This is a genomic window from Pseudomonas fragariae (ex Marin et al. 2024) (assembly GCF_059621105.1).
In genome coordinates, this window is the sequence record NZ_CM184369.1 from 4,604,041 (window position 1) to 4,628,284 (window position 24,244).

A 24,244-nucleotide genomic window follows, 5' to 3' on the forward strand; every position below is an offset into this window, starting at 1 on the left:
CAGTCAGGGCTGCCTGCTGCACTTCAATCACACGCGGCTGGAATTCATCGCCAGCAACGCAGTCTGAAAATCCTGTGCGGTCCATGGACGTGCAGCCTGATCGCCTGAAGTGCTGCAAACCCGCCAATACGCTGGGCAAAAAAAGCCAAACGTGGTTACCTTGCCGGTCACAGTCGATATCTCTTAATGAAGGACGTGTTGCCACATGCTGAAAAAAATCGCTCTCGCCGCCTGCTCCGTGCTGTTCGCCGCCAACCTGATGGCTGCCCCGGATAAAGCCACGCACGTGGTGCTCGACACCAGTTTCGGCCAGATTGAAATCGAACTCGCAGACACCAAGGCGCCGGTCAGCACCCAGAACTTTCTGGGTTATGTCGACAGCGGCTTCTACACCAACACCATCTTTCACCGGGTGATTCCGGGCTTCATGGTGCAAGGCGGTGGCTTCACCCCGCAGATGGTTCAGAAGCAGACCAAGGATCCGATCAAGAACGAAGCCCAGAACGGTTTGCATAACGTGCGTGGCACCATTGCCATGGCGCGTACCTCGGACGTGAACTCGGCCACCAGTCAATTCTTCATCAACACCAACGACAATGCCATGCTCGACAACGGCGCACGCGACTTCGGTTACGCGGTGTTCGGCAAAGTCGTCAAGGGTATGGACGTCGTCGACAACATCGTCGACGCCCGCACTACTACTCAGAAAGGCATGCAAAACGTGCCAGTCGACCCGATCCTGATCAAGTCCGCCAAACGCGTCAACTGATCGGGAAACCTGCACCGCATGAAGCCTCGGGGCTTCGTGCGGTCCGGACGGGAGAGCCTCCACTTATCAAGGAGAACCCACGTCGCGTGGGTGTGATAGCCAATGCTTTATCGTCGTTTCGAAAAACTGATCGATATCTTCAAAGACGCTCCTACCGCTGCCCCGCCCAATACCGTCTTCGCGTTCTACCTCTACTACCTGCGTCAGGTATGGCCGACGTTCACCGCGCTGCTGGTGGTCGGGCTGATCGGTGCGCTGATCGAAGTGTCGCTGTTCAGCTACCTGAGCCGCATCATCGACCTGGCGCAAACCACGCCGCCGGAGAATTTCTTCAGTATTCACGGTTCCGAACTGATCTGGATGGTCGTCGTAGCTCTGTTGCTGCGGCCGATTTTCGTCGGCCTGCATGACCTGCTGGTACACCAGACGATCAGCCCCGGCATGACCAACCTGATTCGCTGGCAGAACCACAGCCACGTGCTCAAACAGAGCGTCAATTTCTTCCAGAACGACTTCGCCGGGCGTATCGCCCAGCGCATCATGCAGACCGGCAACTCGTTGCGTGACTCGGCCGTGCAGACGGTGGATGCGCTGTGGCATGTGCTGATCTACGCGATCAGCGCGATGGTGCTGTTCGCCGAGGCCGACTGGCGCCTGATGATTCCGCTGGGCACCTGGATCGCGGCGTTCATCCTCTCGCTGATGTATTTCGTGCCGCGGGTCAAGCAGCGCTCGGTGGATTCGTCCGATGCGCGCTCCAGACTGATGGGCCGCATCGTCGACGGCTACACCAACATCACCACGCTCAAGCTGTTCGCCCACACCAACCACGAGCAGCAGTACGCGCGCGAAGCGATGCGCGACCACACCGAAAAGAGTCAGCTGGCTGGCCGCGTGGTCACCTCGATGGACACCACCATCACCACCATGAACGGCATACTGATCGTCACCACGACCGGTCTGGCCCTCTGGCTGTGGACCCAGTCCATTATCTCGGTGGGTGCGATCGCGCTGGCCACCGGTCTGGTCATCCGTATCGTCAACATGTCCGGCTGGATCATGTGGGTGGTCAACGGCATCTTCGAGAACATCGGCACCGTGCAAGACGGCCTGGAAAGTATTTCGCAGCCCGTCACGGTCAATGACAAACCCGGCGCCCTGCCGCTGAAGATCGAAAACGGCGGTGTCAGGTTCGACGGCGTGGATTTCCATTACGGCAATGGCAACGGGATCATTCACAACCTCAACCTGGACATCAAACCGGGTGAGAAGATCGGCCTGATCGGGCCTTCCGGCGCGGGCAAGTCGACGCTGGTCAACCTGCTGCTGCGCATGTACGACGTGCAAGGCGGGAGAATCCTCATCGACGGCCAGGACATTTCCGAAATCACCCAGGAAAGCCTGCGCGCTCAGATCGGCATGATTACCCAGGACACCTCGCTGCTGCACCGCTCGATTCGCGAGAACCTGTTGTATGGCAATCCGCACGCAACCGATGAACAGCTCTGGGAATCGATCCACAAGGCGCGTGCCGACGAGTTCATCCCGCTGCTGTCGGACTCCGAAGGTCGCACCGGCTTCGACGCCCATGTCGGTGAGCGCGGCGTCAAGCTGTCCGGCGGGCAACGCCAGCGTATCGCGATCACCCGCGTGCTGCTCAAGGACGCGCCGATCCTGATCATGGACGAAGCCACCTCGGCACTCGACTCGGAAGTCGAAGCAGCGATTCAGGAGAGCCTGGAGACGTTGATGCAGGGCAAGACCGTGATCGCCATCGCGCACCGCCTGTCGACGATTGCGCGCATGGATCGCCTGGTGGTTCTGGAGAAAGGCCAGATCGCCGAAACCGGCACGCACAGCGAACTGCTGGCGCATGGCGGGCTTTATGCGCGTTTATGGCAGCATCAGACGGGCGGGTTTGTAGGCGTGGATTGATAGGGCGAGGCTGCCGGCCTCTTCGCGAGCAAGCTCGCTCCCACAAGATCTGCACACGCCATAAGATCTTCAGGGGCAGTGATCTCCCCGCTGCCCCGCCTGTCGGTCAGGTGTACACCGCACTTGTGGGAGCTTGCTCGCGAAGAGGCCCGTGCAGTCGCTGAATATCTGCTGGGTAGCTGCTCACCTGTCGGTCAGGTGTACACAGAAGTTGTGTGAGCTTGCTCACGAAGGTGCCAGTGCAGTCGCTGGATGTCTTCTGGGTAGCTGCTCACCTGTCGGTCAGGTGTACACCGAACTTGTGGGAGCCAACTGTCTTTCATCATCCCCCGATGAATGGGCATTTTATAATGCCATCGCGGATAGATTCCGCGATGGCAGGCAAAGCCCGCCCCCATTCAAACCGCATGATCACGCCATGGTGTTCCGTCGCGCACCATGGCGTTCAGGCGTATCAGCAACACCCGCATGCAGGCCACCAGGGCCACTTTCGCGCACTTGCCTTTGGCACGCAGCCTCGCATACCGCTCCTTGAAATCGGCGTTATAGCGCACCATCACCAGCGCACACATGTAGGTCGCACGGCGCAGTTTCGTCCGCCCACCGTAGATCTGCCGCTTGCCGACCTTGCTACCGCTGTCGTTGTTATACGGTGCCACACCGGCTAACGCTGCGATTTGTCCACGACTCAGGTCACCCAGCTCTGGCAGGTAGCAGAACAGGCTGGCGATTGTCACTGGGCCTACGCCCTTTACGGCATGCAGCCGCTGCAGCAGTTCTGAGTCGACCTTGCGCGCTTGTGCATCGACAAGCTGATCTACCGCTTTGATCTGCACTTTGAGGCTGGCTTCCAACGCAAGGTAAATGTCCACCACGCTGGGCAATATGGCCTGTTTGATACGGCGCCGGTTGTCGTCACGTTGTTGAAGCAGGTTGTTGCGCAAGTTCACCAGCTCAAGCAGGACTTCGCGCTCCTCGTCAGGCTTTGCGAAGCCCTTCGCCTCCAGGCTGGAGGCGAACATGGCCAGCATTTGCGCATCGATTGGATCGGTCTTGGCACGCTTGCCCATGGCCAGAGCGAACTGACGTGAGCGAACAGGGTTAATACGCTGGATCTTGAACCCTGCATTAGCCAGAAGCTTTACCGACAGTTTCTCGTAACCACCGGTGGCTTCAACAAGAACGCGCTCAACCTGATGGGCGCTGAGGTACTCGGCAATGCTGGCGAGACCTTCTTCAGTATTAGGTACACACAGCTCATCCGCTTTGGGAAACAGCGCAACCTGCAGCGTGGCCTTGGAAACATCAATACCGGCATAGGCGGACATGAGTAAAACCTCTAGGATAAAGGGTGAGAGGCGCTTTGGCCTGGCTCACGCTTGTTGTTCGAGGTCGGACTCAGTCAACTGTTCGAGCTTTGAGCCAAAGCGGGAAGAGTGGATGGCAGCTTGGCTCCCACACGTGCTCTAGGCACCGCGATTTGTCAGCTTGCCATCCACCCCTCTCACCCCAGACTTTACCTTGATCAAAGACACAAGCGAGCTTGCTCACGAAGAGGCCCGTGCAGTCGCTGGATGTCTTCTGGGTAGCTGCTCACCTGTCGGTCAGGTGTACACAGCACTTGTGGGAGCTTGCTCGCGAAGAGGCCCGTGCAGTCGCTGGATGTCTGCTGGATAGCTACTCACCTGTCGGTCAGGTGTACACAGAAGTTGTGTGAGCTTGCTCACGAAGGTGCCAGTGCAGTCGCTGGATGTCTTCTGGGTAGCTACTCACCTGTCGGTCAGGTGTACACCGCACTTGTGGGAGCGAGCTTGCTCGCGAAGAGGCCCGTGCAGTCGCTGGATGTCTTCTGGCCGGTTACTCCGCCTGCCGATACGGCAGCGCGCTGCGCGCTTCCTCGGCATAGGCCAGTACGCCGACTCGCTCCTGCTCCAGAAACTCGCTGACCGCGTCTTTCAGGCCTGGGTGCATCAGGTAATGCCACGAACGGGTGATCTGCGGTTCGAAGCCGCGGATCAGTTTGTGTTCGCCCTGCGCGCCGGCGTCGAATCGTTGCAGGCCGTGGGCGATGGCATAGTCCATACCCTGATAGAAACAGGTTTCGAAATGCAGCCGGTCAAACTCGGCCAGGCAGCCCCAATAGCGCCCATAGAAACTGTCGTCACCAATCAGGCTGAAGGCCATCGCCACAGGCCGTGAGCCCTGCAGCGCGATGACCACACGGATAGACTCAGGCATACGTTCGGCCAACAGGCTGAAGAACTCACGCGTCAGGTAAGGCGCCTGCCCACGCACCTCGTAGGTATTGGAGTAGCACGCATAAACGAAGTCCCACAGGACTTCGCTCATCTGCGCGCCCTCGAGCCATTCAAACTCGATGCCCTGCCCCGCCACTTGTTCACGTTCCTTGCGCATCTGTTTGCGCTTGCGTGAACTCAATGCGTCAAGAAAGTCCTGAAAGTCCCGGTAACCCCGGTTATGCCAGTGAAACTGGCAACCGATGCGCTGCAACCAGCCCGGCTGGGTTTCAAGCAAGGCATCGGCCGCCGGATCGGTAAAGTTCACGTGTGCGCTCGACAGCCCCTCACGTTGCAGGTATGCCGGCAGCTCGCCGAGCAACTCGATGCCACCCTGAGGCGTCGCGGACAGAATCCGCGAACCGCCGACCGGGCTGAACGGCACGGCGATCAGCAGCTTGGGGTAATAGGCGATGCCGGCGCGACGGCAGGCGTCTGCCCAGGCGTGATCGAACACGTACTCGCCATACGAATGCCACTTTCGGTAGGCTGGCAATGCCGCCACCAACTGATCGTTTTCGTAGTGCAGCACATGTTCGGCACGCCAGCCCGATCGTGGCCCGAGACTGCCGCTGTCCTCCAGCGAGCTGAGAAACGCATGCCGCAGGAATGGCTGATTGCCAGGTACCAGCGCATCCCACTGGGCAGGCGCAACGGTGGCGAGGCTGTCGATTACGTGAACAGGCATGCAGGTTCCCCGATAGGCTGACAGGGTGAAGAATATCCCTTATTGAGGCGTCATGTTCACCGCCTCGGCAATCTGCCTGGAAAGAGTGATCGCGAAATCATTGAGCGCCTGCTCACGCTCACTGGAGATCAAGCCAATCTGCTCGAGGTACTGTTGATCGGATTGCCGGTTTGGCGGCAACTCATCCAGGAGGGTCAGACGCTCGCTGAAGGGCTTCTTTACCCGTTCGAAATCAGAGGCGTAACGAGTTTCCAGATAACTCATCCAGAATTCCCTGGCGACCAGCGACTCGAAAAATGCCCGCGTACTTTCACGCGTGATTATTTCGCTGTGCGCATCCTGCAAATCAGCGTCGGTCACCTTCGCGATATTGCTGAACAGCATGGTTTGGGGCTGACCGGGCAGCTCAAGCCGAGCTTGCAGGCCGATACGGTAGGCCAGGCGTACTTCAGCCTCATCTACCCTGTAGCCGTGCTGCTGGCGAAGAGCAATCTCGCGCAGTGCAATTTTTTCCACCTGATCCAGACGGTCCAGGCTCCGGCTCATCTTGAACAGCTCCAGTGGCTGCGCGGCGTGTGGGGTGGACGACATGATCGAGAACACCCGCACGCGTACTTCCATGTCGCCAAAGATCAATGCAAGTCCATCGCCACAGGTCTGAGGGTGGGCGGCAATATCGAATAACTGGAGACGCAACTCCGTACTTGCCGAGGCCGCGTCTATCATTGCCCAGACTCTTGCGGCCAGTGCTTCATGGTTACTTGAAAAATCAGCCGAGTACGTCAGGTCCCCCAGCATCTGAAAAAAGTCCGTAGAACCCGCGCAGGCTCGCAGATCCTGCCAAAGCCTGGTACGCACCGCCGCCTGCTCACTGCTCAGACCTGCAAGCCAGGCGGCACTGCCAGGTCCGGCTTCAAGTGGAGAACGGTTCTGGCTGACACCCAGCCGCGGCCGCGTCCTGCCCTCGAGAAACAGTCTGATGCTAGCCAGCGTTGGCGGAGTCAACGGGTTGCCACTCAAATGCAGGTGAAGGCGGGTGGAACTGAGCGAGCGCTCGATATTATCAAGCTCCTCGATCGATATTTCCGAGATGCGATTATCGCGCACATCCAGACGAATCAAGTCAGACCTGCGCCAATTCCACACTGGCAATGTTTCAATGCCTGTAGAACGCAAAAACAGCATACGTAACGAGTTGAGCGCTGTGAGACGTGCCTGCGATCCAAGCGAACAATAGTTGAGATCAAGAACCTCCAGTCGGCGCAGATTCAGCAAAATGGCGTTGCAGGCGGCTGTCCAGTTCAAGGGGTTATGGTTGAGCGACAGCTCTGTAAGCAGTGTCATTCTTCCTATCGACTCTGGCAGGGATTGCAGTTCATTGAAGCCCAGGCCCAACGACCGCAGGTTAGGGAAGTTGTTCAGCAATGCATCGACATGTGCAGGGGTAAGCTGCATGTTCCGCGCTTTCAACTCAGCCACATGGCCAAAGCTGGCGGTTATATCCGGTATTTGCTCTACTCGCAGGTTATCCAGATCAAGCGTGTAGCCTAAAAACTCCCCCTGAAGACTGATGCTGTGAACGCTGAGTCTTCTCCAGCAGCCATGAAGGCGCCTCGCCGCGACCTCCCTTGACCTGCGCTGCAACGAGGACGTCGCTTGCGCTATCCAGGCATCCAGAGTGTTTTGCAGGGTGCGTAATTCATCAGCAAGACCGCGCAGCCTTCGCTTGACGAACCGGGGCAGTTGCCTGGCCGACCCGGTGTGTTCGGCGCGCAACTCGTCAAGGAAGCTCGCCACCTGAGCATCGGAAAAGTCCGGGTATAAACTTTTCACGGCAAGCTCCGGCGAGTGGCTGGACGCGCCAATACCCAGGCGACGAAACAAGCCGCGCAACCGTCCACTCAAGGGATAGCCAATGCGGCCATGGGGCAGGCGTTGCGGCCATTTGATACCCGGCTTGATCGGCTGCAATTGCAGAACGGCAGCCATCCGCTCACGTCGCTGAACCGCCGTATTGCGCAACAGACTGCGCAGTTGCGGCTCATCCGCGCCAGCTGGTAACTGAATGTCGAGCCGTACCTGTTCGGGAAGCGCCTGCAACAACGCCCTGAAAAACTGCTGATCGACCTCGCCGAGCGGCTCACCTGACGGTTCGAAACACTGGATCCCCGCTTCGGTGCTGACCAGCAGCCGATGCATTGAGGCCTGATCGCTGTCGAGACTGGCGATTTCGTCGCCCTCCAGCGAGTCCTTCAACAGATCGATCGAAACCTCACCCCGCCAGCCTGGCAGGTACTGCAGCATGCCCAGCGCCGCAGCCTGCGTGTCCAGATTGTCGGTTACCGCCCGATAGAAGCCTTCGGTGGCGCGGTTTATCCGCAGTTGCTGCTGATACTCGCGGGCATGCTCGGCCAGCGCCAGAGGAATGCGTTTTTCCGTGGTCATTCGCGCTTTGTCTGCATCGCTGGCCATGCCGATAAGTTCGAGCGCCACGCTGCTCGGCAAGCTGCCGAAGTCGCGCTGTATCAGTTGCACATGCGGGTCGTCGCTGCGACCTTCGAGCAGTTGAACGTCATCCAGCAGGCGTCCCACATGCGTCTGAGCGTAACCGGCCAGATAGCGTTTGAAGCCGCGCAGTTGAACGACCTTGTCGGCACTGTCGCTCCCGGTCAGGCGAGTGACTTCATCGGCGGGCAGACTTTCCAGCAATTGGCCAAGCACCTGACTGAGGTGCCCGGTCGGCCCGGCGACATGGGACGACAGCGTCATCTGCGATCCCGCGTTCCACGCTTCCAGCAGCGCCCCTTGCGCGTCGAGCAGTAACAGGCCGCGGGTCTCATGCCAGCGTGGTGACGACACCAGCAGTTTCAGCCACGGCCCAAGATGAGCAACATGAACCTGCGGCACATCATCGGCCTTCAGGGCTTCGATACAGACGTGCAACTGCCGTTCTGTTGCAACGCGCTGAATGGCGTCTTTCAGCAAGGCCGGAGGCCGGAGGTTTTCGACATGTATCTGACGCAGCAAGGCCTCGTTGGCGCCGGTAATGTGCAGGACTTTGTGAATGTCTTCTTCCGGCAGCGCATGACACGTCGGGTTCAGGCGCCTGAACGCCGTTACCTCGTCCCACCCCATGGGGTTTTCCCATTCATGGCGCCATGCGCCAGCACCGTTGTGCTTGAGCCTTGGCGCGTACGAACGCTCATTCACCGGATGCCTGACGCGCCATTGGCTGCCGTCTGCATCGGACTCGACGCAATACAGTTTGCCGTCCAGTGGCAGCCAGGTCTTGCCGTCGTGCTCATAAAGCCCAAGGGCGTTGCTGCTCAGGTTGTCGGGCAGGGAGACCGTATGGGCATAGGCATCGATGCTCGGCTTGCCGAGGCGCACCGCCCCATCGACACGCCTTTGCACCAGACTTTCGATGAACATCGAGGGTTGCAGCCCGTTCACCGCAGCCACGACGCCGCCTGCCACCAGCATCTGTGCAACGTTTTCGCCGATGTCGTAGACATGTTGCATGGCGTCTTCGACTTCATCGTGCGTCCAGTCTTCGTAAGCAACGAACGCTTCGCTGGCAAGCTGATAAAGGGCGACCACGGACATGATTTCACCCAGCACCGGCACAAAGAACCCGGCCACGTTGAGCAGGTTCATGCCGTTGTTTTCAAGGCTTTCGATCAGTGCATCGTGAGCCTGCTGGTCGACCTGTGCGGATGGCACCGCGATTACTTTTGAGTCGTCATAGGTTTTGGCCAGCAACTGCTCGTACAGCCGCTCGAACGGTGGCTTCGAGAATGGCTGTGCCTGCACGACCAGGTCGGCGTCGGGGTCCAGCGTGCGGTCCCCGGCGGGATACAGCCGCGCATCCAGTTTGGCAAAAAATGCCGGAGCCTGGCCGAGACTGACGAAACGACTGAAGTAGCGTCGGTAGTGCCTGCTGTCCAACGCCGTCACCAGCCAGGCGTTGAAGGCCCGCAGCGACGCAAACTGCTTGACCGGATGCGCAGGCTCGGCAGGCAGGTAGACCAGACAAGGACCGTCATCGGGCTTGGCGCCGTCCTGCTGTATCAATAAGGCACCCTGTAACAGCGAGCCTGAAAACGTGTAGGTATCGAGCATGTGCAACTGGCAATAGCGCACGCCCTTGCCATCCCAGCGTGGCTGGTCAACGGACTTCACCATGTCCAGCAGGGTCTGGTACGCCGCGTCAGTGATATCGCCTTTCATCATGGCGATATGCGCAAGCACCTCGACGGCGGCCCGCTCGCTGTCCATGAACGCGCTGGCAACCGCTTGCGCAGCCGGGCCTGGCGGCTTGAACACGCTGTCCAGGTGGGTCTGATACTGACGGCCCAGATCCAGTTCATGGCAAAAATCAGCGAACTGCTCAAGATCGATCGCCTGACGGTCCCGGTATTCGACCTTGTAGCGGCGTTCGGCGCTGTCGATCAGCCAGTAACGCAGGCCCCCTGTACGCAGGATTGCCGAGTAGGGATCGAAGCGGCTTCTGTTGCTCGGAGCGAAGTTCTGCAAGGCTGCCTGAAGCAAAGTCTGCTCGAGCGGAGCCGGGTTCCAGGTGCTGTCGTAGCGCCAGGTCATCAGTTGAAAGGCTTCAACGTCGAGGTCGAGCTGGAAACGTTCGACAAACGCTTTCGACAGCAAGGGGGCTGCAAATTGCTGCGCCGATAACAGGCGGGCGCGCACTGGCTCCAGCGCCTGCGCGTAACGCCGTGCGCTTTGCTGGCTGGCATGCAGTGTCTGGCGCAATACCGTGGGCGCACCCACATACCAGTCTGGCAAGTTGAGCCTGATGAATTCGCTGTTGACGTGCTCCGCTTCGAACGGGGCGCAATCCTGTGGTCGGGGCGTTACAGAGGCGTGTGCAACGGACGATTCTATGGTTTCAAAAGGGTTGTATCTGAAGGTGAACATGGTCGATACCGCTAATGGCTTTGTGAATAGCCAATACGATAAAGACCCAACGGCCTGCACATGACATAACGGGATATGACAGGTAGCGCCCGTCTCGAGAGCGCTACCCGTCGAACGCGATCAGCGCTTGCGCAGGATCACGCTGCCGATCGAGTAACCGGCGCCGAACGAACTGAGTACCGCCAGCGCGCCTTGCGGCAAGTCATCCTGGTAGGTGTGAAACGCAATCACCGAACCCGCGGAGCTGGTATTGCCGTAGGTGTCGAGAATCACCGGCGCTTCTTCGACCGTGGCGTCGCGGCCCAGCAGCTTCTTGACGATCAGATGGTTCATGCTCAGGTTGGCCTGATGCAGCCAGAAGCGTTTGACGTCGGTGATGTTGATGCTGTTGTCCTGCAAATGCGCAGCGACCAGTTCGGCGACCATCGGGCACACTTCGCGGAAGACCTTGCGGCCTTCCTGCACGAACAGCTTGTCCGGCGCGTTCTGGCCCTCGTCCGAGGTACGGTTGAGGAAGCCGAAATTGTTGCGGATGTTGTTGGAAAACTGGGTCAGCAAACGGGTGCTGACGATATCGAACTGATAAGGCGACGTGGCAAGGTCGGCGCGCTCGACCACCACCGCCGTGGCGCCGTCACCAAAGATGAAGTGGCTGTCACGATCCCGGAAATTAAGGTGCGCGGTGCAGATTTCCGGGCTGATCACCAGCAAGGCGCGGGCCTGCCCCAGTTGCACGCTGTTACAGGCTGCCTGAATGCCGAAGGTGGCCGAGGAACAGGCCACGTTCATGTCAAACCCGTATCCGGCGACACCCAGCGCCTGCTGAATCTCGATGGAGACCGCCGGGTAGGCCCGCTGCAGGTTGGAGCAGGCAACGATTACACCGTCGATGTCGGCTGCGGTTTTGCCGGCGCGTTGCAGCGCCTGTCTGGCGGCAGCTACACCCATCTCACAGAGGATCGACCACTCGTCATTGCTGCGCTCCGGCAGGTTGGGCTTCATGCGCTGCGGATCGAGAATGCCCTGCTTGTCCATGACGAAACGGCTTTTGATACCCGAAGCCTTCTCGATGAAAGCGGCGCTGGATTCACTCAGTGCCTGCACTTCGCCACGTTCGATAGCGGCGGCGTTATCGCTGTTGAACTGTGCAACATAGGCATTGAAAGACTGCACCAGCTCTTCGTTGGAGATGCTGTTGGCCGGGGTAAACAGGCCTGTGCCGCTGATGACGACGTTGTGCACGGTCGTTCCTCTCTTATTGGTTGCAGGTAATGACCTGCTCAGGCACGGCAACTGAAGGCCCACTGTTTTCCGGACCGACGTACCCGTGCGACTGTAAAAGCTGCCCGCAACAGGCAGCAGCATTTCATGACACGGTGAAGACAGGCGCGGAGTGTGCCACAGAGCCCGGTTTTGGCGCTATCGGGCCAATGAATATAGGCACGACAGGCGCCCTTTACTTCGCGGCGTGAAGCCGCGGATCAGCTCTCCACCTGACTCCACTGCTTGCTCAACCGTTTGTCCGACACCGGCATTTTTGTGCCCAGTTGCTGGGCGAACAGCGAGACGCGGTATTCCTCCATCCACCAGCGGTACAGGGCCAGTTCCGGGTCGCGCTTGCCCTCTTGAGCGTGCTTGTCGGCGCGCGCCTGGTATTGCGCCCACAGACCTGCAAGCTCGATGCTCCACACCCGATCCTTCTGCACCTGAGCCGGGAGTTTTTCCAGACGCATCTCGATGGCCTTGAGGTAACGCGGCAGTTCCTTGAGCCATACCGCCGGGGTCTCGCGAACGAATCCGGGGTACACCAGCTTGCTCAGTTGCGCCTTGATGTCGTTGAGTGCAACGGCCTGGGACAGGTCGATCTTGCCTTTGAAGCGCTTTTGCAGACCGTGCCACAGCTTGAGGATTTCCAGCGTCAGCTTCGCGAGCCGCTCGGCATGCTCGGTCCAGTCGGCGCGCTTGCGTTCAGCCAGTGACAGCAGACCGGCACCGTCGCGCGGCAATTCGGCCTCACCTTCCAGCACGCAACTGTCGAGGCTGGCCAGCAGGATGTCTTCGATCAACGCATCGATGCGCCCCAGTTCGCGATGCAGCAAGGCCAGCTCGGTCTGCCCCGGCAATTTGTTGCGCAGAAACTTGGCGGGTTCGGCCAGCTGCTGCAACAGCAAACGCTGCAAGGCACGACGATGCTGATACTCGGCCTCGGCCTGGGTCGAGAACCGGCCTTCCTTGACCGCGCCGCCCTCTTCGACCAGCGCCGGATAAACCGTCATCGACAGCCCGGCGATGTTCTGCTGGGTTTTCTGCGCCACTGCTGCAAAGGCCTTGGCCTGCACCGGTTGCTGGCTCTTCGCGGTTTGCGGCACGGCCAGCGCGGCCTGGCTCGCCTCGGCGAAGCGCGCGGTCAGCTCGGCCAGATCACGTCCCTCACCGAGAAACTTGCCGCCGCCATCGACGATTTCCAGGTTCATCTTCAGATGGCCTTCAAGCTGCTGTGCCGCCTCGGCCCAGGCTTCGTCGCTGACCCGTACACCGGTCATGCGCAGCAGTTCACGGCCCAGCGCCTGAGGCAACGAGCCCTCGCCGAAGGTGATGCGCTGCAACGCCGCCTTGATGAAATCCGGGACCGGCACAAAGTTCTTGCGTACCGCCTTGGGCAGGTTGCGGACCAGCGCGATGCATTTGCTCTCGAGCAACCCCGGCACCAGCCACTCAAGACGTTCGGCAGGCAGCGACAGCAACAACGGCGCGGGAACACGCAAGGTCACGCCGTCACGCGGGTGATTGGGTTCGAAGTGGTAGCTCAGTGACAGGCTCAGGTCGCCCAGACGCAAGGTGTCCGGATATTGCGCGGCGGTGACTTCGCTGGCCTCGCGGGCCAGCACGTCCTCTTCACGCATGATCAGCAACTGCGGATTCTTCTGGCTTTCGGTCTTGTACCAGCTGTCGAACGTGGCCGTCTGATGAATCTCGGCCGGAATGCGTGCTTCATAGAAGCTGTACAAGGTGTCTTCGTCAGCCAGAATATCGCGACGCCGAGCCTTGGCTTCCAGTTCGTCGAGCTGTTCCAGCAAACGGGTATTGGCGCTCAGACACTTGGCCCGCGACAGGATATCGCCACGCACCAGGCCTTCACGAATGAACAGCTCGCGCGAAACCACCGGGTCGATCGGCCCGAAATGCACCGGGCGACGGCCCACCACGATCAGGCCGAACAGCGTGATCTGTTCGAACGCCACGACCTGTCCGCGCTTCTTCTCCCAGTGCGGCTCGAAGTGATTTTTCTTGATCAGGTGGCCGGCCAGCGGCTCGATCCAGTCCGAATCGATCTTGGCAACCATGCGCGCGTACAGTTTGGTGGTCTCTACCAACTCGGCGGTCATCAACCACTGCGGACGCTTCTTGCCCAACCCGGAGGACGGGTGAATCCAGAAGCGCCGTTGCCGTGCGCCCAGGTAATCGCCCTCGTCAGCCTTTTGCCCGATCTGACTCAGCAGGCCGGAAAGAATGGCCTTGTGGAATTTCGGGTAATCGGCCGGCTCCTTGTTGACCGTCAGTTGCAGGTCGCGACAGATCAGGCTCAATTGCCGATGGGAATCGCGCCATTCACGCAGGCGCAGGTAATTCAGAAAATTGCGCCGGCACCAGTTACGCAGCGGGCTGGCGGTCAGGGTCTGGCGCTGCTCTTCGAAGCCGCGCCATAGATTGACCATCCCGGCGAAGTCCGAGTCGGCGTCCTTCCATTGCGCGTGGGCCTGATCCGCAGCCTGCTGACGCTCGGGCGGGCGCTCGCGCACGTCCTGTACCGACATGGCGCTGGCGACGATCAGCACTTCCTGCAGACTGCCCTGCTTCGCCGCTTCCAGCAGCATGCGACCCATACGCGGGTCAACCGGCAGACGCGCCAGTTGGCGGCCCAGCGGGGTCAGCTGATTTTCGCGATTGACCGCCGAAAGCTCCTGCAACAGGTTGAAGCCGTCGCTGATTGCCTTGCCGTCCGGCGGCTCGATGAACGGGAAGTCGGTGATCTCGCCCAGGCGCAAGTGCAGCATCTGCAGGATGACTGCGGCCAGGTTGGTGCGCAGGATCTCGGGGTCGGTAAACTCCGGCCGACCGTTGAAATCCTCTTCGCTATAGAGACGCACACACAGGCCGGGCTCGACCCGCCCGCAACGGCCCTTGCGCTGGTTGGCACTGGCCTGCGACACCGCCTCGATCGGCAGGCGCTGGACCTTGGCGCGATAGCTGTAGCGACTGATGCGCGCCGTACCGGTGTCGATCACATAGCGGATGCCCGGCACGGTCAGCGAAGTTTCAGCGACGTTGGTAGCCAGCACCACACGCCGACCGGGATGCGATTGAAAGATACGCTGCTGCTCGGCCGGCGAGAGGCGCGCGTAGAGCGGCAGAATCTCGGTGTGCTTGAGTTGCGCCTTGCGCAGCACCTCGGCGGCATCACGGATCTCGCGCTCGCCGGGCAGGAACACCAACACATCACCCGGGCTCTTGCGCTCGCTGCGCTCAAAGGCCGCCAGTTCGTCCAGCGCGGCCAGAATCGCCTGATCGACGGTCAGGTCCTCTTCGACGCTGTTGCCGTCTTCGTCCTGCTCGCTGGTCAGCGGTCGATACCAGACGTCCACGGGGAAGGTACGCCCGGACACTTCGATCACTGGCGCATCGTTGAAGTGCTCGGAAAAGCGCTGCAGGTCGATGGTCGCGGAGGTGATGATGACCTTCAGGTCCGGACGGCGCGGCAGCAGGGTTTTCAGGTAACCCAGCAGGAAATCGATGTTCAGGCTGCGTTCGTGGGCTTCGTCGACGATGATCGTGTCGTAGCGCTCAAGAAAGCGGTCGTGCTGGGTTTCGGCCAGCAGAATCCCGTCGGTCATCAGCTTGATCAGGGTGTTGCTGTCGCTCTGGTCCTCGAAACGCACTTGATAGCCGACCAGCGCACCGAGGGGCGTGCCGATTTCCTCGGCAACCCGGCTGGCCACGCTGCGCGCAGCGATCCGGCGCGGCTGGGTATGACCGATCAGACCGTGCTGACCGCGACCGATTTCCAGGCAGATCTTCGGCAACTGGGTGGTTTTCCCGGAGCCGGTCTCGCCGGCAATGATCAGCACCTGGTGCTTGAGCAGCGCCTCCTTGATCTCGTCACGCTTGGCCGCGATGGGCAGGTTATCGTCATAACGGATCGCCGGCACACTCTCGCGCCGCGCCGTGACCTGCGCGCAGGATGCCTGCACCCGCGCAACCCACTGCGCCAGCTTCGCCTCGTCGGGTTTTTTGCGCAGATCGTGCAACTGACGGCGCAGACGATGACGTTCGCTGATCATCGCGTGGTCGAGGTTTTTCAGAAGTTGGTCGATAGAGGGCGATTCGTCGGTCATCAGGCGCGCAGGGTCTTTTTTCAAATGGCAGATGCGGATTGTCGCAGATTGCGGTGGGTCGTGACGATGGTCTGAGGATTGGGCGGTCTATGACGGCAACGACGCAGCATCTTCTCTCTTGCACCAGCGCATCAAAAAAGACCAAAATAGAGCACTAACTGGAGTCCTAAATCATGCAAAGCATCCTTGCAGATGTCGCGGTCAGCGTCTCTGAACTCAAGAAAAATCCGTCAGCGGTCCTGAGTGGCGCTCATGGTTTACCTGTGGCCGTCCTTAATCACAATAAAGTCATGGGCTACATGGTCCCTGCCGAGGTGTTTGAAGCAATGATGGAGAGGCTTGATGACCTTGATCTGGCCGAGCTGATCAAATCTCGCCAACATGAAAAGCCGGTGTCGGTAGATATAGATGACCTTTAAGCTTGAATTTCTGCCCTCGGCCTTGAAGGAGTGGGAAAAACTGGGCCATACCATCCGTGTTCAGCTCAAGAAAAAGCTTCTCGAACGACTCGGACTACCAAGAATTCCAGGCGATGCGCTTCATGGCATGCCAGATCATTACAAAATCAAACTGCGCAGTGCAGGATACCGACTCGTCTATCGAGTCGAGGAAGATAGGGTAGTGGTAACCGTCGTTGCGGTAGGCAAGCGCGAGCGCGGGAATATTTATGATTCGGCCAAAGGCAGGCTTGGCCCTTGAGGTGCAGTGCATCTGCATTACACATCGGCATCCTGCAACACGCTCGGACAGGACGCAGAGCGTCAGGAAAGGCATTCACATGCGGAGCGTGAGGAACGAGAGGTGTCCGGGAGAACACTTCTCGTGGCTATGCATGGGGCGAGCGCTATCGCGATCTGAAAGGGTCAGTCCAATCGCTGAAAATGCATCGCATGGACGCACCGTCTTCGCGAACAAGTTCGCTCCTACAAAAGCCCTGCTCTGCACTCATCGAGATTTTTATATAACGATGAGCGCCTGGCGTGAGAATGAACGTCAATCCGGTTTCGGGCCTGCTCTTACTTCTTCACACCCAGTTTCTTCAATTCCTCATCACGCAGCTCGCGACGCAGGATCTTGCCGACGTTGGTGGTTGGCAGCACGTCGCGGAATTCGACGCTGCGCGGCACTTTGTAGCCGGTCAGGTTGGCGCGCATGTGCGCCATGACCTGTTCCTTGGTCAGGGTAACGCCGGGTTTGGCCACCACGAAGACCTTGATGGTCTCGCCCGACTTCTCGTCCGGGACGCCGATCGCCGCGCACTGAAGCACGCCGGGAAGTGTCGCCAGTACGTCTTCCAGTTCGTTGGGGTACACATTGAAACCGGAGATCAGGATCATATCTTTCTTGCGATCGACAATCCGGATGTAGCCGTCAGGCTGGATGATCGCGATGTCGCCGGTCTTCAGCCAGCCTTCGCTGTCGATCATTTCATCGGTCGCTTCCTGGCGCTGCCAGTAGCCTTTCATGACCTGCGGCCCCTTGATGCACAGCTCGCCGGTTTCACCGAATGCCAGCTCATTGCCCGCATCGTCGATGACCTTGCACAGGGTCGACGGCACGGGAATGCCGATGCTGCCCATCTGCACGTACTGAGAAGGATTGACCGTGGCCACCGGACTGGTCTCGGTCATGCCATAGCCTTCGCAGACCTGGCAGCCCGTCACCTGCTTCCAGCGCTCGGCGGCGGCCTGCTGCAAGGCCATGCCGCCGGACAAGGTGACTTTCAACGCCGAGAAATCGAGGTTGCGGAAGCCGTCGCTATTGCACAGGGCCACGAACAGCGTGTTAAGACCGACAAAGCCGCTGAACTTCCATTTCGAAAGTTCCTTGACCATGGCCGGCAGGTCACGCGGGTTGCTGATCAGGATGTTGTGATTGCCAAGCAGCATCATCGCCATGCAATGAAAGGTGAAGGCGTAGATGTGATACAGCGGCAGCGGCGTGATGATGATTTCACAGCCTTCGTCCAGGTTGGACGCCATCAGCGCCCGGCATTGCAGCATGTTGGCGATCAGGTTGCGGTGCGTCAGCATTGCCCCCTTGGCCACCCCGGTGGTGCCGCCGGTGTACTGCAGCACGGCAACGTCGACGCTGCCGGGCGACACGTCGGTCACTGGCTGACCACGGCCCTTGCCCAGCACATCGTTGAATTTGATGGCCTTGGGCAAGTGATAGGCCGGAACCATTTTCTTCACGTACTTGATGACGCTGTTGATCAGCAAGCGCTTGAACGGTGACAGCATGTCGGCCACTTCGGTGACAATCACCTGCCTGATCTGCGTCCTGGGTACGACCTTCTCGGCCAGATGGGCCATGTTTGCCAGACACACCAGCGCCTTGGCACCGGAGTCATTGAACTGGTGTTCCATTTCCCGCGCGGTGTACAGCGGGTTGGTGTTGACCACGATCAGCCCGGCGCGAATCGCACCGAAGACGGCAATCGGGTACTGCAATACGTTGGGGAGCTGCACGGCGATACGGTCGCCCGGCTGCAGGTCGGTATGTTGCTGAATCCAGGCGGCAAACGCGCCGGACAGCTCATACAGCTCACCGTAGGTGATGGTCTTGCCCAGATTGCTGAACGCCGGCTTGTCGGCGAAGCGCTGGCAGGACTGCTTCAGGACCGCCTGGACGTTAGGGTACTCGTCGGGGTTGATATCGGCAGGGATACCGGACGGGTACTTGTCCTTCCAGAAGTTATCAATCATTCAGTCGGCTCCGTAGCGATAGCGAATTCTTCACATCGCCTGAAGCGATGATTTTCTTGTGCTTGGAATTATGCAGTAGACGCTTTTTCCGCTTTATGACTGATCAAAAAGCGCGCCGAGAGTAGCAGCTTTGCCAAACGTCGACTAGAGGCAGAAGCAGGCCGCACAGTCACCAATAAGACCAGAAAATCACATCTGGTCACTTTTAATGCATTTAATAAAAACCTCATCACTGCCTCAAAAGCACCGGACCAGAGCGGCCAGTCAGCATAATCGCCTGTTTCCGAAAAAAATCGACCCCGTTTGCAGCGGTCTGCGAACGGGGCCAGGTACACAGATGGAGACGATTAAAGGGTCAGGCGATGTCACGAAGCTCGCGGCGCAGAACCTTGCCCACCGGGGTCATCGGCAATGAATCACGCAGAACGATCTGCCTGGGCACCTTGTAGCCGGTGAAATTCTCTTTGCAGAAGGCCTTGAGCTCTTCAATGCTCAGCCCCGGGTCTCGCGCCACCACGAACAGCTTCACAGCCTCCCCCGAGCGCTCGTCCGGCACGCCGATACAGGCGCAGTTGGCGACTTTCGGATGAGCCATGACCACGTCTTCGATTTCGTTGGGGTAGACGTTGAAACCGGACACGATGATCAGGTCTTTCTTGCGGTCGACGATACTGACAAACCCGTCAGCGCCAATCACGGCAATATCACCGGTCTTGAACCAGCCTTCGGCATCCAGGCACTCGGCCGTGGCATCAGGCTGGTTCCAGTAGCCTTTCATGACCTGCGGCCCCTTGATGCACAGCTCGCCACGCTCGCCGAAAGGCAACTCGACGCCATTGTCATCGATGACTTTCATGGCGGTGCCGGGCACGGGAATGCCCACGGTTCCCAGACGCGCCAGCGCGCCGTAGGGATTGGCACTGGCAACAGGCGACGTCTCGGTCAGGCCGTAACCTTCGACGATCGTGCAGCCGGTGATCTGCGCCCAGCGCTCGGCCGTGGCCTTGACCAGTGCAGTGCCGCCGGAGTTGGTGCTTTTCAGCGCCGAGAAATCCAGTTTTTTGAATTCCGGATGGTTCATGAGCGCCACGAACAGTGTGTTGAGGCCGATCATGGCAGTGAACTGCCACTTGCCCAGTTCCTTGATGAAGCCGCCGATATCGCGAGGATTGGTGATCAGGATGTTGTGATTGCCGCTGATCATCATGCACATGCAGTTCGCCGTGAACGCGTAGATGTGATAGAGCGGCAGCGGCGCGATCATCACCTCTTTGCCTTCTTCAAACAGCGATCCGCCTCGCGGCCCTTGCTGACGCATGCAGGCGTAGACCTGCTGCATGTTGGCGACCAGATTGCCATGGGTGAGCATCGCGCCCTTGGCCAGCCCCGTGGTGCCACCGGTGTACTGCAGAACGGCAACATCCTGCAGATCTCGCGGTACGACCTGCATGCGGCTGTCACGCCCCAGGCGCAGCGCCCGCTTGAAGCCGACGGCCTGAGGCAGATGGAATTCAGGGACCATCTTCTTGACCTTGTCGACGATGGTATTGACCAGCCAGCCCTTGGCCGCCGACTGCATGTCGCCCATTTTCACTTCGATCAGGTATTCGATGGCCGTGTCCGGCAGCACTTCCTGCACCAGCTTGCCGAACAGGTTGAGGTAAACCAGCGCCCGGGCACCGGAGTCCTTGAATTGATGGCGCATCTCGCGCGCGGTGTACAGCGGGTTGGTATTGACCACCGTCAGACCGGCACGCATCGCACCGAATACGGCGATCGGATACTGCAGGATATTGGGCATCTGTACGGCAATGCGGTCACCCGGCACCAGTTGCGTGTGCTGCTGCAAATACGCGGCGAAGGCGGCAGAATGACGCTCGAGCTCCGCGTAGGTCAGCGTCACGCCCATGTTGCTGAACGCAGGTCGGTCGGCGAATTTCCTGCAGCAGCGCTCGAACACATCGACGACCGATTGGTAGGTCTGCAGATCCACCTCGGCGTCGACACCCGCCGGACGCTTGTCATCCCAGAAGTCAGCTTGCATTATTTTTATCCTTTTTCCCTGCATAGGTCTGGGCGGACGTTAGCAGTTAAAGTGCCGCAGGCAAATAATCGTCCGGGCCTCATCAGCAGCATGAATCTTGTCTCTGTTCAGACTGAAATCCGTCGCCGGCGATACACTGCCCAAGGCAATCGGGCTGGCAAAGACACTTGCCCGATAGCGCAATAGCTGTATTCACACAACGTTTGCTTATTATTTGCCTTGAATGTGATCCGGGGAGCGCCAGCAAGCGTCTGAATGATCTTGTCCGCGCATTGGCGGCGACAGGTCATCAAGTGTTACAAATCGAGGCCAGGTCGGATTGCACGAACCGGCGCGCTTCAATTCATTTTTATTGTCAGGACAGCCACATGACTCAAGTCACCAACACGCCTTACGAAGCCCTTGAAGTCGGTCAGACCGCCAGCTACAGCAAGACAGTGGAAGAGCGTGATATTCAACTGTTCGCCGCCATGTCCGGTGACCACAACCCGGTCCACCTGGACGCCGAATACGCCGCCAAGACCATGTTCAAGGAGCGTATTGCCCACGGCATGTTCAGTGGCGCGCTGATCAGTGCGGCGGTTGCGTGCGAGTTGCCTGGCCCCGGCACCATCTATATCGGTCAGCAGATGACCTTCCTCAAGCCGGTAAAACTGGGCGATACCCTGACTGTGCGCCTGGAAATCCTGGAAAAACTGCCGAAGTTCCGCGTGCGCATCGCCACCCGCGTTTTCAATCAGAACGATGAGCTGGTTGTAGACGGCGAAGCCGAGATTCTCGCCCCGCGCAAGCAGCAGACCGTCGACCTGACCGTATTGCCCGAGATCACTTTCGGCTGATACCGCGCACGGGCGTGCGCCACGCAGCGCGCATGCCCGACTCGCCAGTGGCCTGAACAAAAAATTCATGATGCACCCGGAACTGCTTTCCTGCGCTTTCCACTCAGGGAACCAGTAGCGCTCCCTTATCCGGGTCACGAATTGTTCATCCCACAGGCGGGGAAATCAGCCATGAATACGATCAACAGAAACTACTACCCCGTCTCCGGGATTCCTGCGCAGGACGCCCCGGCACAGACCGATCAACTGCAGCCCCAAGGCCAGGGCATCAAGCCGGGCCACAATAGCAACCTGATCGACTTCGGCCTGACACAGCAGGCCAATGGCCCGCACTCCTCGCTGAATACCCTGGGCTCCAGAGTCCAGCCGACTGACACGAACACGTCTTCAAATATGCCGGGTGGCAACGGTGAGCAGGTACTGAACAAACTTGTGCAAGCGATCCGCAACATCCTCAACAACCTGCTCTCGCTGCTGGAAGGAAATCTACACAACGGCTCTGGGCCTGCACAGCCTCAACGCGATCAGACGCCGACGCTCGCTCAATCGCCCTCTTCCGCCTCCCCTTCCTCGTCGCCGCCTTCAACACCTCAGGGCAACGCAGAAAAACCCTTTGTGGTGCAGAACGATCACCCTTCAGAAAAACCTGTATCACTGCAAAAGAATACAGAGCCGACGTCCGCTGCGCCGTCACAAACAGCACCCCGGACGACCGAGCGAAGCAGTGCCACCCCAGACAAGACACCCGCCAGACCCGATGCGGTAAACCCGGCAGTGGTCCATGACCTTGCGCTGCCGAAAACTTCGACGGACACCACCGCCAAACCCGATAACACGGTTAACGCAGCCAAAACCGCGACCCCGGCCGCGCATGGCCAGGGCGCGGACATGTCCGGCATCATGGGTTTCGCCAAAGAGGCCAACACCACCGGCGGTAACGGCGGCGAAGTCGTCACGGTCAATACCGTGGCGGACCTCAAGAAGTACATGGAGGACGACAAAGCCCGCACCGTCAAACTGGGGGCCAACCTGTCTGCCGACAGCAAGGTGACCATCAACTTTGGCGCCAACAAGACCCTGCTGGGCACCGACAAGGGCAACAGCCTGCACAACATCTACCTGGCCAGCGGCAAGACCGCCAGCAATGACATCTTCCAGAACCTGAACTTCGACCACGACAGCCGTTATCGCGAAAACGGTGACATGCAGATGTTCATCAGCAGCGGTCAGAAATACTGGATCGACCACAACACCTATTCAGGCACCAAGGATCAGAACGCCAAAGGCCTGGACAAGCTGCTGTATGTCGGCGGGACGGCAGACAACGTCAGCCTGACCAACTCTAAATTCCAGAACAACGAATACGGCGTGATTCTTGGTCAGCCGGACGACTCCGCTCAAGCCAAGGCCGAGTACAAGGGCTACCCGCGCATGACCATCGCCAACAATGTGTTCAGCAACCTTGATGTTCGCGCACCCGGCCTGATGCGTCATGGGCAATTTGATGTGCTCAACAACTCGATCGACAACTTCCATCTTGGCTTCACCGCGACGGGGGATGCGACCATCCTTTCGCAGGACAACTATTTCGCGAAAGGCGTGGATGTTTCCGACAAGGCCAGCAACTCCGGCGTGCTGGATGACTATGGCGATGCGCACTTCAAGGACATCGGCAGCAATGTCAGCTTCACCCAGAAGTCAGCGGTGACCGCGTGGACGCCGAGCTATCAGCGCGACATCAAGACCGCCGAAGCCGCCAGAGCCTATGACCAGGCCAATGCCGGCGCCAAAACCGTGAGCTGATAGCGCGCGGCGCTCGATGCAGGGCGCGGCATGCAGACGAAAAAAAGGGCGACCGAAGTCGCCCCAAGTGCCTTGCGTGCTCATTGAATGCGTGCAGGCGCGTGTCCGCCCACAGCGCATTCGATGGAGCAAGATTAAGGCAGCGTGCATAAAGACGAGTTGATCCAGATCAGCTGTTGTAAAACCAAACTGATCAGATCAAGGGTGTGGCGGCGGGATCAGCGCTTTTTAGGCTTTTTGCCGGACTTTTTCTGCTTGCCCAACGGCATGGCCTGCTCGAAGGCATTGCGTACTTCATTGAGGCGCTTGTCATTCAGATCGTGGATACGCTTGGCGCGCTCGGCACCCAGGTCGATCAGTTGTGCATCGTCGCTCATGGCTTGCGGTTCTCGAACACGGGGAATCAGGACCAATAATGCTCAATCGCGGCAGCCCTGACCAGTCCCGTGACCCGCACAGACATGGGCAGTGCAGCGATCAGATCTGAATATCCACCCAAAGCCCCTGGCGCGGCTCATCGTCGATGAGCGGTACGACGGGTACGGTGTTGTCGGCGTTCAGCGAGTCACCCGGAACCACCAGCCCCTGGTATTCCTCGGCTTCTGCACCGCCATGAGCCTGTTGCTGTTGCTGCTGGCGCTGTTGCTCTTCACGCAACAGCAACGCGCTGCGCTCAGTATCTTCATTGCGCAGATCGATGGAGGTCTCGCTGGAGCTCTGCTGAACCGGCGCTACAGGCGGAATGTCCGGCATGCGTTTGGCCGGATCCAGCTGTGATGTCACAGGCACCACACTTAACGGAAGCATAGGTTGCAGCATGGTTTTATCTCCTC

Annotated in this window: 15 protein-coding genes; 6 read left to right on the forward strand and 9 right to left on the reverse strand. The window is 59.2% G+C overall.

All coding sequences use genetic code 11. From position 1 onward, the window contains the following. The first annotated feature begins 205 nt into the window (after window positions 1-205). Both AC54XV_RS19965 and AC54XV_RS19970 read left to right on the forward strand, forming a co-directional pair. The gene (locus tag AC54XV_RS19965; RefSeq protein WP_003402383.1) at window positions 206-769 is read left to right on the forward strand and encodes a peptidylprolyl isomerase; all 564 of its coding nucleotides are present in this window, start codon (window positions 206-208) and stop codon (window positions 767-769) included. 102 nt (window positions 770-871) lie between these two features. Further along, window positions 872-2,704, forward strand: a complete 1,833-nt coding sequence (locus AC54XV_RS19970; protein ID WP_011268676.1) for an ABC transporter ATP-binding protein — start codon at window positions 872-874, stop codon at window positions 2,702-2,704. A 398-nt stretch (window positions 2,705-3,102) separates the two neighbouring features. Here AC54XV_RS19970 and AC54XV_RS19975 read toward each other — a convergent pair whose 3' ends face one another. The 5 genes from AC54XV_RS19975 to hrpA all read right to left on the reverse strand — a co-directional run bounded on the left by AC54XV_RS19975 (window position 3,103) and on the right by hrpA (window position 16,017). After that, window positions 3,103-4,032: an IS110 family transposase gene (locus AC54XV_RS19975; RefSeq protein ID WP_024638365.1), complete on the reverse strand. Its 930-nt coding sequence runs from the start codon at window positions 4,030-4,032 to the stop codon at window positions 3,103-3,105. Between the two features lie 529 nt (window positions 4,033-4,561). After that, complete coding sequence (locus AC54XV_RS19980; RefSeq protein ID WP_011268677.1) at window positions 4,562-5,689, reverse strand: GNAT family N-acetyltransferase; 1,128 nt, start codon at window positions 5,687-5,689, stop codon at window positions 4,562-4,564. Between the two features lie 39 nt (window positions 5,690-5,728). Then, window positions 5,729-10,624 carry an NEL-type E3 ubiquitin ligase domain-containing protein gene (locus tag AC54XV_RS19985; RefSeq protein ID WP_024659700.1) on the reverse strand — a complete coding sequence of 1,632 codons (4,896 nt, stop codon included), beginning with the start codon at window positions 10,622-10,624 and terminating at the stop codon, window positions 5,729-5,731. Window positions 10,625-10,744: 120 nt separating this feature from the next. Continuing rightward, complete coding sequence (locus AC54XV_RS19990; protein WP_011268679.1) at window positions 10,745-11,866, reverse strand: beta-ketoacyl-ACP synthase III; 1,122 nt, start codon at window positions 11,864-11,866, stop codon at window positions 10,745-10,747. A gap of 239 nt (window positions 11,867-12,105) precedes the next feature. Beyond that, the gene (gene hrpA / locus AC54XV_RS19995) at window positions 12,106-16,017 is read right to left on the reverse strand and encodes an ATP-dependent RNA helicase HrpA (RefSeq protein WP_496717181.1); all 3,912 of its coding nucleotides are present in this window, start codon (window positions 16,015-16,017) and stop codon (window positions 12,106-12,108) included. A 173-nt stretch (window positions 16,018-16,190) separates the two neighbouring features. On the opposite strand from hrpA, the gene AC54XV_RS20000 reads away from it, so the two are divergent. Both AC54XV_RS20000 and AC54XV_RS20005 read left to right on the forward strand, forming a co-directional pair. Then, a complete protein-coding gene (locus AC54XV_RS20000; protein WP_003402372.1) occupies window positions 16,191-16,436 on the forward strand; it encodes a type II toxin-antitoxin system Phd/YefM family antitoxin in 246 nt (81 codons plus the stop codon). Next, window positions 16,426-16,716 (forward strand): type II toxin-antitoxin system RelE family toxin, encoded by a 291-nt coding sequence (locus AC54XV_RS20005; RefSeq protein WP_011268681.1) that lies wholly within the window; start codon window positions 16,426-16,428, stop codon window positions 16,714-16,716. Before AC54XV_RS20000 ends, AC54XV_RS20005 begins: the two co-directional genes overlap by 11 nt. Before the next feature lie 317 nt (window positions 16,717-17,033). On the opposite strand, the gene fadD1 is transcribed toward AC54XV_RS20005, so the two are convergent. Next, window positions 17,034-18,725, reverse strand: a complete 1,692-nt coding sequence (gene fadD1, locus AC54XV_RS20010; protein WP_011268682.1) for a long-chain-fatty-acid--CoA ligase FadD1 — start codon at window positions 18,723-18,725, stop codon at window positions 17,034-17,036. Between the two features lie 355 nt (window positions 18,726-19,080). Next, window positions 19,081-20,769 carry a long-chain-fatty-acid--CoA ligase FadD2 gene (fadD2, locus tag AC54XV_RS20015; RefSeq protein ID WP_496717182.1) on the reverse strand — a complete coding sequence of 563 codons (1,689 nt, stop codon included), beginning with the start codon at window positions 20,767-20,769 and terminating at the stop codon, window positions 19,081-19,083. A 368-nt stretch (window positions 20,770-21,137) separates the two neighbouring features. Here fadD2 and AC54XV_RS20020 point away from each other — a divergent pair, with 368 nt between their 5' ends. Further along, a complete protein-coding gene (locus AC54XV_RS20020) occupies window positions 21,138-21,608 on the forward strand; it encodes a MaoC family dehydratase (protein ID WP_003402365.1) in 471 nt (156 codons plus the stop codon). Between the two features lie 171 nt (window positions 21,609-21,779). Further along, window positions 21,780-23,411: a pectate lyase family protein gene (locus AC54XV_RS20025; RefSeq protein WP_032656730.1), complete on the forward strand. Its 1,632-nt coding sequence runs from the start codon at window positions 21,780-21,782 to the stop codon at window positions 23,409-23,411. 218 nt (window positions 23,412-23,629) lie between these two features. On the opposite strand, the gene AC54XV_RS20030 is transcribed toward AC54XV_RS20025, so the two are convergent. Next, window positions 23,630-23,788 carry a hypothetical protein gene (locus tag AC54XV_RS20030; RefSeq protein ID WP_011268687.1) on the reverse strand — a complete coding sequence of 53 codons (159 nt, stop codon included), beginning with the start codon at window positions 23,786-23,788 and terminating at the stop codon, window positions 23,630-23,632. A 100-nt stretch (window positions 23,789-23,888) separates the two neighbouring features. Continuing rightward, the gene (locus AC54XV_RS20035) at window positions 23,889-24,230 is read right to left on the reverse strand and encodes a hypothetical protein (RefSeq protein WP_011268688.1); all 342 of its coding nucleotides are present in this window, start codon (window positions 24,228-24,230) and stop codon (window positions 23,889-23,891) included. Window positions 24,231-24,244 lie beyond the last annotated feature (14 nt).

Coding starts and splice junctions, on each gene's coding strand:
- AC54XV_RS20000 (WP_003402372.1), top strand. CDS start 16,191: ATGCAAAGCATCCTTGCAGATGTCGCGGTCAGCGTCTCTGAACTCAAG.
- AC54XV_RS20020 (WP_003402365.1), top strand. CDS start 21,138: ATGACTCAAGTCACCAACACGCCTTACGAAGCCCTTGAAGTCGGTCAG.
- AC54XV_RS20005 (WP_011268681.1), top strand. CDS start 16,426: ATGACCTTTAAGCTTGAATTTCTGCCCTCGGCCTTGAAGGAGTGGGAA.
- AC54XV_RS19970 (WP_011268676.1), top strand. CDS start 872: ATGCTTTATCGTCGTTTCGAAAAACTGATCGATATCTTCAAAGACGCT.
- hrpA (WP_496717181.1), bottom strand. CDS start 16,017: ATGACCGACGAATCGCCCTCTATCGACCAACTTCTGAAAAACCTCGAC.
- AC54XV_RS19965 (WP_003402383.1), top strand. CDS start 206: ATGCTGAAAAAAATCGCTCTCGCCGCCTGCTCCGTGCTGTTCGCCGCC.
- fadD2 (WP_496717182.1), bottom strand. CDS start 20,769: ATGCAAGCTGACTTCTGGGATGACAAGCGTCCGGCGGGTGTCGACGCC.
- AC54XV_RS19980 (WP_011268677.1), bottom strand. CDS start 5,689: ATGCCTGTTCACGTAATCGACAGCCTCGCCACCGTTGCGCCTGCCCAG.
- fadD1 (WP_011268682.1), bottom strand. CDS start 18,725: ATGATTGATAACTTCTGGAAGGACAAGTACCCGTCCGGTATCCCTGCC.
- AC54XV_RS19975 (WP_024638365.1), bottom strand. CDS start 4,032: ATGTCCGCCTATGCCGGTATTGATGTTTCCAAGGCCACGCTGCAGGTT.
- AC54XV_RS19985 (WP_024659700.1), bottom strand. CDS start 10,624: ATGTTCACCTTCAGATACAACCCTTTTGAAACCATAGAATCGTCCGTT.
- AC54XV_RS20030 (WP_011268687.1), bottom strand. CDS start 23,788: ATGAGCGACGATGCACAACTGATCGACCTGGGTGCCGAGCGCGCCAAG.
- AC54XV_RS20035 (WP_011268688.1), bottom strand. CDS start 24,230: ATGCTGCAACCTATGCTTCCGTTAAGTGTGGTGCCTGTGACATCACAG.
- AC54XV_RS20025 (WP_032656730.1), top strand. CDS start 21,780: ATGAATACGATCAACAGAAACTACTACCCCGTCTCCGGGATTCCTGCG.